The sequence below is a fragment of the Pseudomonas mucoides genome, from assembly GCF_015461845.1.
GTDB classification, from domain to species: Bacteria; Pseudomonadota; Gammaproteobacteria; order Pseudomonadales; family Pseudomonadaceae; genus Aquipseudomonas; species Aquipseudomonas mucoides.
On the sequence record NZ_JACOPW010000006.1, the window covers coordinates 271,466 to 284,289 of the forward strand.

Consider the following 12,824-nt stretch of genomic DNA (forward strand, 5'->3'; position numbering starts at 1 on the left):
AGTGTTGAGGGAACGGTGCAGAGATCAGGCCAAGCGGTGGGCGCCGCAAACAACTGTTAAATCAGATAGTTGTGAAAAGGGTAATGGCATCAGGCCTGTTTTATTCTGCACGACAGTCGATTCACCTCCTGCATTTTGCACGATAGCCCTGTGGGAGCCGAGCTTGCTCGCGATGGCGATGTATCAGACACATCAGTGTTGAATGTTATGGCGCAATCGCGAGCAAACTCGGCTCCCACAGGCTATGCAGTGATCTGGCTACCGTGGAGTTGCGGCCATCGGCGACACACCAAACCGCGTTCGATAATCACTCGGCGCCAGCCCGGTAATTTTCTTGAACGTCGCCCGAAACGCACTCGGGTCCTGATACCCCACGGTCCAGGCAATGTGATCAATGGTGCCGTTGGTAAACTCGAGCATTTCCCGGGCCTTGCCGACCCGCAGGTGCTGGCAGTATTCGGTCGGTTTGAGCCCGGTCGCCGCGCGGAAGCGACGCAGGAACGTGCGCTCCTCCAGCCCGGCCCGCTCGGCCATGGCGGTCAGCGACACATCGGTCGCCCCGGTACTTTGCAGCCAATGCTGGACCTTGAGAATCGAGGCGTCGCCATGACTGAGAATCGGTGCAAAGTTGCTGCCGCACTCGCTCGCGCTGTCACTGTGTTCCACCACCAGAAAGCGTGCGGTGCCGGTCGCAATGCTCGGCCCCAGCAAACGGTCCACCAGGCGCAGCCCCAACTCGGACCAGGCCATCAGTCCGGCCGTGGTGATCAAGTCGCCGTCGTCGACAATCGGCGTATCAGCCTTGAGCTTGATCGCCGGGTAACGCTCGGCGAAGGCTTTGGCCGAGGTCCAGTGCGCGGTGGCGCTGCGGCCATCGAGCAGGCCGCTTTCAGCCAAAAGAATCGAGCCCACGCAGACGCCACCGAGGGTCGCGCCGTTCGCGTGCTGCTGACGAACCCACTGGAGCAATGCCTGCGGCACCTGACCGGCGTAAAAACTGGCGATCGACGGCGGGATCAACACCGCCACCAAGGCTGAGTCCGGCGCCGGATGGCTGTCGTAGACCCGAACCGGGGCCTGATCGCCCTCAACCTGCCAATGGCTGACCCGCAACAGCGGCAACCGCGCCGACTGATGCTCGGCGGCGATTCTGTTAGCCACGTCGAACAGGTCCGTCAGCCCATGCACCGCCGCCATCTGCGCGCCGGGATAAATCAGCACGCCCAGTTCGGCGATTGCCCTTTCTGCGTCCATTGTCAGTTTTCCCCCTTCTATTGTCGGTGCGGCCAATCCTCGGACGGCCCGCCAGGCCCAATACTTCGTTCCACACCCAACAAGCATTTCAAGGAAACACTTATGGCCAAGCAAGCGCTCATCGTAGTTGATATCCAAAACGACTACTTCCCACAAGGCAAGTGGCCGCTGGTCGGCGCTGACGCCGCGGCAGATAACGCCGTTCGTGTACTCAAGGCCTTTCGTGAGGCTGGTGATTCAGTGGTGCACATTCGCCATGAATTCACCTCCGAAGAGGCTCCGTTCTTTACCCCCGGTTCCGAAGGCGCAAAGCTGCACCCCAACGTGCTCAACCTCGCCAATGAGCCCGTGGTCCTCAAGCACTTCGTCAACTCGTTCCGCGAAACCGAGCTGAAATCGATCCTCGATGAACAAGGGATCAAGGAGTTGGTGGTGGTCGGTAGCATGAGCCACATGTGCATCGATGGCATCACCCGCGCGGCGGCGGATTTTGGCTACAACGTCACGGTGATTCATGACGCCTGTGCCACCCGTGACCTGGAATTCAACGGCCTGACCGTGCCGGCCGCCCATGTTCACGCGGCGTTCATGTCGGCTTTGGGCTTTGCCTACGCCAACGTGGTGTCCACCGATGAGTTCCTGCGTGATTAAACGCGGTAAATGTGATCATCCCAACCTTCATTAACGGTCGGGAAACACTTTGAAATACCACAGGGCCCGCCATGCAGCGGGCCTTTTGGCGCGTGGCAGAAAAAACTCACGCGTGAGTCATTGATGACGTTTAGGATTGGGCGTAGGGTTTCTCACGCGTGAGATTTTCACAACGGAGTCACTGCCATGCAAAGCCGCTCGAAACCGTCCGCGAAAAAACCATCGAGCTTCTACATGAAGCAGATGCGCGCAGGCCTGGCAGCCGCCGGTTATGTGAAACACGAATCTTGGGTGCTTCCCGAAAACCGAAGCTTGCTCAAGCAGATGGAGCAACAGCTACGCCAACCGATTCTGGCTGGCTCATTCATGTCGGAGAATTACATGAGCGCAGGCAACAACTGGAACATCGATAGCCTCTACAACGCCCTCAAGGCCCTTGATGAGGTGGCTTCGCAAGAGATCACGCTCTCCCTGATCCAGAGCGCCGAACCCAGCCTGAAGCTGGAGATGAACGAGTTTGGCGGACTGCCGATTCACATCGCCGTGGCAGGTGAGCAAATCATCGTCGACACCGTTCTGGTCGACGTCGAGTCCATCCGCGACGTGCCAGCCTTCAACGATGCCGTGCTGCGCAGCCGGGAAATGTTCCCGCTGTCCTCGATCGGTATCGAGTCCATGCCCAACGGCCAGGTCGTTTACAACATGTTTGGCGCGCTGAGTTCCGACTCCAGCCTGACCAACGTGGTGACCGAGGTGAAAACCCTCGTCGACAACGTTCAGCGTGCCATCGAAGCCTTCGAACGCTTCTTCAAGTAATTATCAGGAAAGGAAGATCCAATGACTCAGTCCATCTGGAGCAAGTTGTTCACCGCACTGCGCGGCGGCGCCACTGAAGTGGGCGAAGCCATCGTCGACCAGCAGGCCCTGCGCATCCTCGACCAGGAAATTCGCGATGCTGACAGCGCGCTGGCCAACGCCAAGCGTGAACTGGTCACCATCATGGCCAAGCACAAACTGTCGGCCGACCGCGTCAGCGAGTACAACGCCAAAATCAAGGACCTGGAATCCAAGGCTGTTGCCGCCCTGAACGCCGGCCGTGAAGACTTGGCGATGGAAGTCGCCGAAGCGATTTCGACCCTGACCAATGAGCTCGATGTCGAGCAAAAGCAGGCCACCGAATTCGGCGGTTACGCGGAAAACATGCGCAAAGACATCACCAAGGCCGAAAACCGCATCAAGAGCCTGCGCCAGCAAGTGGACATGGCCAAGGCCCGCGAAAGCGTGCAGAAAGCCCAGGTCAGCGCCTCTATCGCCAGCGGCGGCGCCAACGGCAAGCTGGAAACTGCCGTCGGCACCCTGAACCGTTTGCAGGCCAAGCAGCAACAACGTGCCGCTGAACTGCAAGCTCAGGACGAACTGGCCGACGCATCGACCGGTACCGACCTGGAACGCAAACTGCGCGAAGCCGGCATCACGCCGAACGAAGGCAGCGCCAACGCGATCCTGGAACGCCTGAAGCAAAAATCGGCCGAGTAAAGCGGTCGGGGCAACACCAAACACCTTGTGGGAGCGAGCTTGCTCGCGATGGCGGTATGTCATTCAACATCAATGTTGGCTGACCCACCGCCATCGCGAACAAGCTCGCTCCCACAGGTGGGTTACCTTAACTGACTGAACTCATCGCCCTTATTTTTTGTAGAACCGAGGTCAAGGATGGATGCCCTGAAGGGTTTCAAGCTAATCGCCAGCCTGGCCATCTTCATGGTCGCGCTGCAAGTGATCAACGCGGCGACCGGCTACAGCCTTATGGCATTCGGCCTGATCCCGCGAACCGTGCATGGACTGCTCGGCATCGTCACTTCACCTTTTTTACATGCGTCCTTCTCGCACCTGAGCGCCAACCTTGTGGCCTTTTTGGTTCTGGGAACGCTGGTGATGGTCGAAGGGCTCAATCGGTTCATGGCGGTCAGCGCCATCATTATTCTGCTGGGCGGCTCGCTGGTCTGGCTGTTCGGTTTTGCAGGTGTACACATTGGTGCCAGCGGCTGGGTGTTCGGGCTGTGGGCGTACATTCTGTCGCGCGCCTGGTTCCAGAAGAGCTGGGGCAATGTACTCACGGCGGGCGTCGTGGCGCTGTTGTATGGCGGCCTGGTCTTTGGCTTCCTGCCTCGCCGGGGCATTTCCTTCGAAGGGCATCTGTTCGGGGCCTTCGCCGGATTTATCGCAGCCAAAGTACTGTTATCTGCACCGCGCAGCAGGTTTAATGCCGCCCGGTAAGCGCACTTGAGCACTCGAATGCCAACGCGACTCTATCGCCAGGAACGAGTACCCCCCACGGAGCCAGGGACCCCATGTCGATTTTTTTGTTAGTGCGCATGTATGCTTCGTCCCTCTTCCACCGATTCGGCTGGGCGGGCCTGCTGATTGCGTTGGGCGTACACCTGAGCACAGCCTGGCTGGGCCTGGTGTTTCTGGGCGAACACCACCTCACCGCCCCCGCCACGTTCACCTACTTCTATCTCACCACCACGCTGACCGTGGGCTATGGCGATCTCGCGCCACAGACATCGGCCGGGCGAATTTTCGTGGCGACCTGGGTCATGCTCGGCGGCATTGCGCTGCTGACGGCAGCCATCGGCAAAACCACCAGCAGTGTTATCGATGCATGGAGAAAAGGCATGAAGGGTAAAGGCGATTTCACCGGCAAGGTCGGCCATACCGTGCTCATCGGCTGGGAAGGCGCGTCCAGCGAACGGGTCATTGAACTGTTGCTGGCGGACGAAACCTCGAACGACAACCTGATCGTCATTTGCGATTGCACCCTCGAAGAAAACCCCCTGCCGGGCAAGGCGGACTTCATCAAAGGTGAAAGCCTGTCTTCCGCGGCATTGTTACTGCGTGCCGGTGTTCCCGGCGCCGAACGCGTGCTGGTGCGTACCTCGTCAGACGATTTGACCCTGGCCACCGTGCTGGCGATCAATCAACTGAACCCGGTCGGGCATGTGGTCGCACACTTCAATGAAAGTGAAATCGCCGCGCTCGCCAGCGCCTACGCCCCCAGCCTGGAATGCACTTCAAGTATGGCCATCGAGATGTTGGTGCGCGCCTCCCAGGACCCCGGCTCGTCAGTGGTCATCAACGAATTGCTGTGCGTGGGTGAAGGCGCCACTCAATACCTGATGAAACTGCCCGACACCTATGAGGCGACTTTTGGCGATCTGTACGCGCAAATGAAACAGCGCCACAACGCCACGCTCATTGGCTATCGCGCCCAAGGCGCGCAGCAACCTTCAATCAACCCGCCCTGTGCCACGCGCGTTCAGGGCGGCGAACTCTTTTACATTGCCTCCACTCGCCTGAAGGAGATCTCCAATGGGATGGTTTAAACAGTTGATGGGGCTTGAGGCTCCGAACACGAACACAAACACCCCGTCGAAATGGACTGCCAACGCAACGCCGTCACCCGTCACTGGCCCATTGGGCCTGGCCTTGGGCAAAGAGGTGATGTTCGACACGACGCTGAAGTTGTTGCTCGACGGCAACTCCACGGTGACGATCCCGGGCTCCCAGCAAATCTGGAGCAACGGCACCATTGATCTCGGGCAGTCGACCTGGCTGTCGCGTTATTACATGAACGAGGAAGAGTATTGGCTGCAAGTGCACACCACCGGCGATATCGCCGGCCAGGTCGAGTCGGTGATCCTGTTCAATTACCTCAGTTACATCACCATCAGCAGCGAAGCAGAGCTGCGACGGCTGGCCGGCCCGCAAAGCCTGATCGGGTTGCCGACCTACACCCATAACGGCGTCGAATACACCCGCGAATGGGGCACCGAGAACGGTCAGACGGAATTGGTCGAACTGAGCGAACAGCTGAAAAACCCGGAAGACAGCTACAGCATCGAGCACCGTTCGATGCTGTACGCCCGCGAAACCGGCTTGACCGATCGCCGGGAATTCCTGCTGTTTTCCGTCGAAGAAGACGCCGAAGGCACCATCAGCTTGAGCACGTCGCTGGGCGTCTCGCTGTACACCACCGACCTGAATACTTTTTAACAAGGAAGCCGTCCATGCTAGAAGCACTCGCCATCTCGCTGAACCCGGCAGCCGTGCTCGGGTTTGTGTCTTACATCCTCGGCGCCGCCGTGTTGTTCGCACTGTTCCAGTTCATCTACACCCGCATCACACCGCACAAAGAGTTCGAACTGATCCGTTCGGGCAACGTGGCGGCTGCGATTGCACTGGGTGGCGCGATCATTGGCTTCGCCATTCCAGCGAGCAATGTGATTGCCTACTCGATCAGCCTGCTCGACTTCGTCGTCTGGGCAGTCATTGCCGCATTCGTGCAACTGCTGGCGTTCCTGATGACCAGCCTGGTGCTCAAAGGCACCTCGGAACGCATCAAGAAAGGTGAAATCGCGGCGGGCATTTATGTCGCGGCAGTGGCCATCAGCGTGGGCATGTTGAACGCCGCGTGCATGACCCCTTCCCAGAACTGATTGCGCAGCGGAGATCCTGATGAAACGAAGCAAGTACGTTCAGCTCTCGCTGGCCGCATCGGTCGCCATGGCGATATCCGGTTGCGGGCCAACGGAAAAAACCTACGCGGTGCAGAAGAAGTACAACTTCCAGTCCGTCCAGCAATGCGCCGATGAAAAGCTCCCGGTAGACGTCTGCTCGGACGCCTACATGACCGCCATGGCCGAACATCGCCGCATTGCGCCGGTGTACGACAACCAGGCCGATTGCGATGCCGACTTCGTCGCCGACTGGTGCCAGCAGGAGTCGACCGGCAAGTTCATTCCCCGGCTCGGCGGCTTCGAGCTGACTGCCGATGGCCAGGTGACGCAGTCCCAGGTCGACGCCGCCAAGGCGCAATTGCCGGCTTCGGAAGCCAACACCGGCGGTTCGGGCTTCTCCACCAGCAGCCTGCTGACCGGGCTGTTGATCGGCAACATGCTGAGCAACAACCGCAACAGCTATTACTCGCAGCCGGTGTACCGCTACCGCGACGATCGCGGTAACTACGGCAATTCAACACTCAGTCAGCGCGTCGCCAACGGTTCAACGTTTGGCCGCTCCAACCAGGCGCGATCCGGCAGCAGTTACAGCTCCACCATCAGCAAATCGGCCAGCAAGCCGGTTTCTTCCGTTGCCTCGTCGACGTCGCGTGGCGGCTTTGGCAGCAAGGCCAGTGCGCGCAGCGGCTGGGGCGGCGGGTCGAGCAGTTAAGGAAACCGGGCCATGAAGAAAATCCATTGCGCAGAGCGTCATGACTGGAAACAGACCGCCGAAGGTCTCGGCTTTCTGTTTCACACCATCGACGACGAACCCTACTGGGACGAGCGCGCGTATTACCAGTTCACGCTCAAGCAGATCGAAAACGATCTGGAAGACCCGACCACCGAGATCCATGAGATGTGCATGGACATGGTCGCCCGGGTGGTGCAGAACGAGGAATTGCTCGAGCGCCTGAGTATTCCTCCGGCGTTCTACGACATGATTCGCACGTCATGGCTCGAAGGCCACCCGCACCTGTATGGGCGCATGGATTTTTCCTACAACGGCACCGGGCCGGCCAAGTTGCTGGAACTCAACTACGACACGCCGACCAGCCTGTATGAGGCCGCTGCGTTTCAATGGGGCTGGCTGGAACAATGCATCGAGCGTGGTCTGGTGCCCAAGCAGGCCGACCAGTTCAACAGCATCGACACCAAACTGCATCAGGCTTTTGCCCAGTTGCAGTTGAAGCAGCCGTTCTATTTCGCCTCGATGAAACACTCGGTCGAAGACAAGGGCACCACCGATTACCTGCGGCTGGTCGCGGAAAAGGTCGGCATCGAATCACGGCACATCGACATCGAAGACATCGGCCTGACCAGTGACGGACGCTTCGTCGACCTTGAGGATCGCTGGATTCCTCATCTGTTCAAGTTGCACGCCTGGGAATTCATCTTCCACGAGCCCTTCGGTGCCGCAATTGCCCAGTGTGATACGCAGTTTTTTGAGCCCGCGTGGAAATCCATTATTTCCAACAAGGGCATCCTGCCGTTGCTGTGGGAATTCAATAAAGGTCACCCGAACCTGCTCGCGGCGCATCTGGACACGGATCCGAACAAAGCCGTGCCCAAGGGCTGGGTGCGCAAACCGTTCTTCTCCCGCGAAGGCGCCAACATCGAGCTGCAAACGGCCGACGGTCTGATCGTGAAAGAGGACGGCCCCTACACCGACGCGCCGTTTATCCTTCAGGAATTTGCGCCGCTGCCTAAATTTGGCGACAGCTACACGCTGATCGGTTCTTGGGTGATTGGCGATCAGGCGGCCGGGATTGGCGTGCGGGAAGACAACAGCTTGATCACCAAGGATTCGAGCCGCTTTTTGCCACACCTGATCCTCGACTGAGCATCAAATCGCTCATCAAACGCCCGATACCGTGTATCGGGCGCCAGGTTGAAACAGGCGTAAACCAGACTCCGGATCCGACAACGACAAGACATACGCCTGAAAAGCCGGATAATGGCGGCCAATTCGTCTAGCCCGTTATTCTGGTAATCCCCCATGGAAATCAAGGTCAACTTTCTCGACAACCTTCGGCTTGAAGCAAAGTTCGATGACTTCACCGTGGTCGCCGATCAACCGATTCGCTACAAGGGCGATGGTTCGGCACCGGGTCCGTTCGATTACTTTCTGGCTTCATCGGCGTTGTGTGCGGCCTATTTCGTGAAGTTGTACTGCGACACTCGCAGTATTCCCACCGAAAACATCCGCCTGTCGCAGAACAACATTGTTGACCCGGAAAACCGCTACAACCAGATTTTCAAGATTCAGGTCGAGTTGCCGGCGGACATCTCCGACAAGGACCGCCAGGGCATCCTGCGCTCCATCGACCGTTGCACCGTTAAAAAAGTGGTGCAAGCCGGGCCTGAGTTTGTGATCGAAGAAGTGGACAACCTCGACGCCGATGCCCAGGCATTGTTGATGCCTGCCTCCAATTCCGAGGCGCACACCTATATCGCGGGCAAGGATCTGCCGCTGGAACAAACCATCGCCAACATGTCGGCCATTCTGGCGGACCTGGGCATGAAGATTGAAATCGCTTCGTGGCGCAATATCGTGCCCAACGTGTGGTCGCTGCACATCCGCGATGCACACTCGCCGATGTGTTTCACCAACGGCAAAGGCGCCACCAAAGAAAGCGCGTTGGCGTCGGCTCTGGGCGAGTTTATCGAACGTCTGAACTGCAACTTCTTCTACAACGACCAGTTCTGGGGCGAAGACATCGCCAACGCGCCGTTTGTGCATTACCCGGACGAGCGCTGGTTCAAGCCTGGCCGCAAGGACGCGCTGCCCACGGAAATTCTCGACGAATACTGCCTGAAGATTTACAACCGCGACGGCGAACTGCGCGGCTCCAATCTGATCGACACCAACTCGGGCAATGAAGAGCGCGGCATCTGTTCGCTGCCGTATGTTCGTCAGTCGGACGGCGAGGTGGTGTATTTCCCGTCCAACCTGATTGAAAACCTGTTCCTGAGCAACGGCATGAGCGCCGGCAACACGCTGGCCGAAGCCCAGGTACAGTGCCTGTCGGAGATCTTCGAGCGCGCGGTCAAACGCGAAATCATCGAAGGCGAATTTGCCCTGCCGGATGTGCCGGCCGAGGTGTTGGCGAAGTACCCCGGTATACTGGCTGGTATTCAGGCGCTGGAAGAGCAAGGCTTCCCGGTGCTGGTGAAAGATGCGTCCCTGGGCGGTGAATTCCCGGTGATGTGCGTCACGCTGATGAACCCACGCACCGGCGGCGTGTTCGCCTCGTTCGGCGCGCACCCGAGCCTGGAAGTGGCACTGGAACGCAGCCTCACCGAATTGTTGCAGGGCCGCAGTTTCGAAGGCCTCAATGACCTGCCGCAGCCGACGTTTGAAGGGCATGCGGTGACCGAGCCGAACAACTTCGTCGAGCACTTTATCGACTCCAGCGGTGTGGTGTCGTGGCGCTTCTTCAGCTCCAAGTCGGATTACGAATTCGTCGAGTGGGACTTCTCCGGCCAGGGTGAAAACTCGAATGCCGAGGAAGCCGCGACCTTGTTCGGCATCCTCAAAGGCATGGGCAAAGAAGTGTACATGGCGGTCTACGAGCATATCGGCGCAACGGCATGCCGCATCCTGGTGCCGGACTATTCGGAAATCTATCCGGCGGATGATCTGATCTGGGATAACACCAACAAAGCCTTATTCTTCCGCGCCGATATCCTCAACCTGCATCAACTGGACGAAGAAGAATTGCAATCGCTGGTTGAGCGTCTGGTGGAAAGTGAACTGGACGACTACACCGACATTACCTCCTTGATCGGCATCGAGTTCGACGACAACACGGCGTGGGGTCAGCTGACGATCCTGGAGTTGAAACTGCTGATCTATCTCGCCTTGGAGCAATATGAAGAGGCGAAAGAGGCGGTAGAAATGTTCCTGCAGTACAACGACAACACGGTTGAACGTGGTTTGTTCTACCAGGCCGTCAATGTGGTGCTGGAAATGAAGCTGGACGAAGACCTGGAACTGGAAGACTACGAGGCCAATTTCCGCCGGATGTTTGGCAACGAGCGTACCGACGCAGCCATCGGTTCGGTGGACGGCAGCGTGCGCTTCCATGGCTTGACGCCGACCAACATGAAACTGGAGGGGCTCGACAGGCACCTGCGGTTGATCGAAAGCTACAAGAAACTGCACTCGGCACGGGCCAACGTCACCACGTTATCCCGTTAATAGCGCCCATAAAAAAAGCGAAGCCAGATGGCTTCGCTTTTTTTGTTACTGACTGGATCGCCGCTTTTTAGAACGGGATATCGTCGTCAAAGCTGTCGAAATCCGGAGCCGGCTGAGGCGCGGCCTGCTGCTGTGGAGCCGGACGCGATTGTTGCGGTGCCGACGACTGCTGCGGACGTGGAGCCTGCTGGCGTGGAGCCGGGGCGGACTGCTGGTAGTTGTTGCCCCCGCCTTGTTGGTCGCCCTGTTGTGGACGGCCGCCCAGCAGTTGCATGGTGCCTTGCATGTCGACCACGATTTCAGTGGTGTAACGCTTGATACCGTCTTTTTCCCACTCGCGGGTCTGCAGCTTGCCTTCGATGTACACCTGCGAACCTTTCCGCAGGTATTCGCCGGCGATTTCCGCAACCTTGCCGAACATCGACACACGGTGCCATTCGGTCTTCTCGACCTTCTGACCGGTTTGCTTGTCGGTCCATTGTTCGCTGGTCGCCAGACTCAGGTTGGTCACGGCGTTACCGTTAGGCAAGTAGCGAACTTCGGGATCCTGGCCGCAAGTGCCGACCAATATGACTTTGTTAACCCCACGGGCCATAACGTTCTCCTAGGCTACGCACGCTGCCTCGGGCGGGTTGTTCACCAGGCGCTCGAGGGTGGTGCGATCCAATAGTTCGGTGTCCAATTTGATGTAAATCGCCGCTTCGTCTGCGACGATCACTGCATCTGTTACCCCTACGACAGCCTTCAGGCGCTCGACCAGACCCGCTTCGCGGATCGCCTCGGGCGACAGCGGCAAGCGCAGACTCGTCACGTAGGGAGGTTCGCGCATGGTAACAGCAAAGGCCAGCCAGAGGGCAGCCAGACCGGCGCATCCCAGGAACACAACCGACAGACCGCCATGCTGGAACATCCAGCCGCCGAGAATACCGCCGAGCGCCGAACCGAGGAACTGACTGGTGGAATAAACCCCCATCGCCGTGCCTTTGCCGCCTGCCGGTGAAACCTTGCTGATCAGCGAAGGCAACGAAGCTTCCAGCAGATTGAACGCGGTGAAAAACACCACCGTCCCGATCACCAGAGCCCGCAAGCTATCGCCGAACTGCCAGAAGAATAGCTCAGTGAGCATCAGCGTCAGCACCGCGCCCAATAAAACTCGTTTCATTTTGCGTTTCTTCTCGCCGTAGATAATGAACGGGATCATGGCGAAGAAGGAGATCAGCAGCGCGGTGAGGTAGACCCACCAGTGCTGTTCTTTAGGCAGGCCGGCTTTTTCGACCAGCGCCAGGGGCAAGGCAACGAAGCTCGACATCAACATCGCGTGCAACACAAAAATGCCGAGGTCCAGGCGCAGCAGGTCCGGGTGCTTGAGCGTCGGGATCAGCGCCTGGCGCGCGACACCGGACTCGCGGTGCTGCAACGGCCCGGTGGATTTTGGCACCATGAACATCACGATCACGATGCCGAACAGCGCCATGCCGCCGGTGGCGAGGAACAATCCGGACAGGCCGAAGGCACGGGTCAGCAACGGTCCTACGACCATGGCGACCGCGAACGACAGACCAATCGTCATGCCGATCATGGCCATGGCTTTGGTCCGATGCTGCTCGCGGGTCAGGTCTGACAGCAAGGCCATGACGGCGGCGGAAATCGCCCCGGCGCCCTGCAGGATTCGTCCAGCGATAACGCCCCAGATCGAATCGGCATTGGCCGCCAGCACGCTGCCGAGGGCGAAGACGATCAGCCCCAGGTAAATCACCGGACGACGACCGATGCGGTCGGAAATGAAACCGAAAGGAATCTGGAAGATCGCCTGGGTCAGGCCGTAAGCGCCAATCGCCAGCCCGATGAGGGCCGGTGTCGCGCCTGCCAGATCCATCCCATAGGTCGCCAGAACCGGCAACACCATGAACATGCCAAGCATACGGAAGGCGAACACCAGGGCCAGCCCGCTTGCTGCGCGGGTCTCGCTGCCACTCATGCGTTCGCTGTGGGGATCGTGCATGGAAAAACCTCATGTGAACCGGCCGCGATTCTACCAGTCCCATCGATTGACAGGGTATATCGCGACGCTTTGACGCGCTCCGCTGACAGACTCTTCATGTAAGACATCAACCCGCTCGTTTGATAGTGTGCATCCATCCAGTATTTGGCCGTAT

At 58.6% G+C, this 12,824-nt stretch carries 13 protein-coding genes; 10 read left to right on the top strand and 3 right to left on the bottom strand.

Annotated elements, in window-relative coordinates; all coding sequences use genetic code 11:
• Positions 1 to 258: 258 nt before the first annotated feature.
• Positions 259 to 1,254, bottom strand: coding sequence for a GlxA family transcriptional regulator (locus H8F22_RS24560; protein WP_027924363.1), 996 nt, complete (start codon positions 1,252 to 1,254; stop codon positions 259 to 261).
• A 102-nt stretch (positions 1,255 to 1,356) separates the two neighbouring features.
• Here H8F22_RS24560 and H8F22_RS24565 point away from each other — a divergent pair, with 102 nt between their 5' ends.
• The 10 genes from H8F22_RS24565 (at position 1,357) to H8F22_RS24610 (ending at position 10,668) form a co-directional block, all read left to right on the top strand.
• On the top strand, positions 1,357 to 1,905 hold the full coding sequence (locus tag H8F22_RS24565) for a cysteine hydrolase family protein (protein ID WP_027924364.1): 549 nt from the start codon (positions 1,357 to 1,359) through the stop codon (positions 1,903 to 1,905).
• 234 nt (positions 1,906 to 2,139) lie between these two features.
• Positions 2,140 to 2,721, top strand: coding sequence for a YjfI family protein (locus tag H8F22_RS24570; protein ID WP_027924365.1), 582 nt, complete (start codon positions 2,140 to 2,142; stop codon positions 2,719 to 2,721).
• Positions 2,722 to 2,742: 21 nt separating this feature from the next.
• Positions 2,743 to 3,441: a PspA/IM30 family protein gene (locus H8F22_RS24575; RefSeq protein WP_027924366.1), complete on the top strand. Its 699-nt coding sequence runs from the start codon at positions 2,743 to 2,745 to the stop codon at positions 3,439 to 3,441.
• Positions 3,442 to 3,618: 177 nt separating this feature from the next.
• Complete coding sequence (locus tag H8F22_RS24580; RefSeq protein WP_027924367.1) at positions 3,619 to 4,182, top strand: rhomboid family intramembrane serine protease; 564 nt, start codon at positions 3,619 to 3,621, stop codon at positions 4,180 to 4,182.
• 74 nt (positions 4,183 to 4,256) lie between these two features.
• A complete protein-coding gene (locus H8F22_RS24585; protein ID WP_027924368.1) occupies positions 4,257 to 5,291 on the top strand; it encodes an ion channel in 1,035 nt (344 codons plus the stop codon).
• Positions 5,278 to 5,961, top strand: coding sequence for a DUF2491 family protein (locus tag H8F22_RS24590; protein ID WP_027924369.1), 684 nt, complete (start codon positions 5,278 to 5,280; stop codon positions 5,959 to 5,961). The genes H8F22_RS24585 and H8F22_RS24590 overlap by 14 nt, the downstream gene beginning before the upstream one ends.
• A 14-nt stretch (positions 5,962 to 5,975) precedes the next feature.
• Positions 5,976 to 6,404, top strand: coding sequence for a DUF350 domain-containing protein (locus H8F22_RS24595; RefSeq protein WP_194940789.1), 429 nt, complete (start codon positions 5,976 to 5,978; stop codon positions 6,402 to 6,404).
• A gap of 19 nt (positions 6,405 to 6,423) precedes the next feature.
• Positions 6,424 to 7,137 carry a DUF1190 domain-containing protein gene (locus tag H8F22_RS24600; protein WP_027924371.1) on the top strand — a complete coding sequence of 238 codons (714 nt, stop codon included), beginning with the start codon at positions 6,424 to 6,426 and terminating at the stop codon, positions 7,135 to 7,137.
• A gap of 12 nt (positions 7,138 to 7,149) precedes the next feature.
• Positions 7,150 to 8,307, top strand: a complete 1,158-nt coding sequence (locus H8F22_RS24605) for a glutathionylspermidine synthase family protein (RefSeq protein WP_194940790.1) — start codon at positions 7,150 to 7,152, stop codon at positions 8,305 to 8,307.
• A gap of 156 nt (positions 8,308 to 8,463) precedes the next feature.
• Positions 8,464 to 10,668 (top strand): OsmC domain/YcaO domain-containing protein, encoded by a 2,205-nt coding sequence (locus H8F22_RS24610; RefSeq protein ID WP_194940791.1) that lies wholly within the window; start codon positions 8,464 to 8,466, stop codon positions 10,666 to 10,668.
• A gap of 67 nt (positions 10,669 to 10,735) precedes the next feature.
• On the opposite strand, the gene H8F22_RS24615 is transcribed toward H8F22_RS24610, so the two are convergent.
• Positions 10,736 to 11,263 carry a single-stranded DNA-binding protein gene (locus tag H8F22_RS24615; RefSeq protein ID WP_017341065.1) on the bottom strand — a complete coding sequence of 176 codons (528 nt, stop codon included), beginning with the start codon at positions 11,261 to 11,263 and terminating at the stop codon, positions 10,736 to 10,738.
• Positions 11,264 to 11,272: 9 nt separating this feature from the next.
• On the bottom strand, positions 11,273 to 12,670 hold the full coding sequence (locus H8F22_RS24620) for an MFS transporter (RefSeq protein ID WP_059182082.1): 1,398 nt from the start codon (positions 12,668 to 12,670) through the stop codon (positions 11,273 to 11,275).
• Between the last annotated feature and the right edge of the window lie 154 nt (positions 12,671 to 12,824).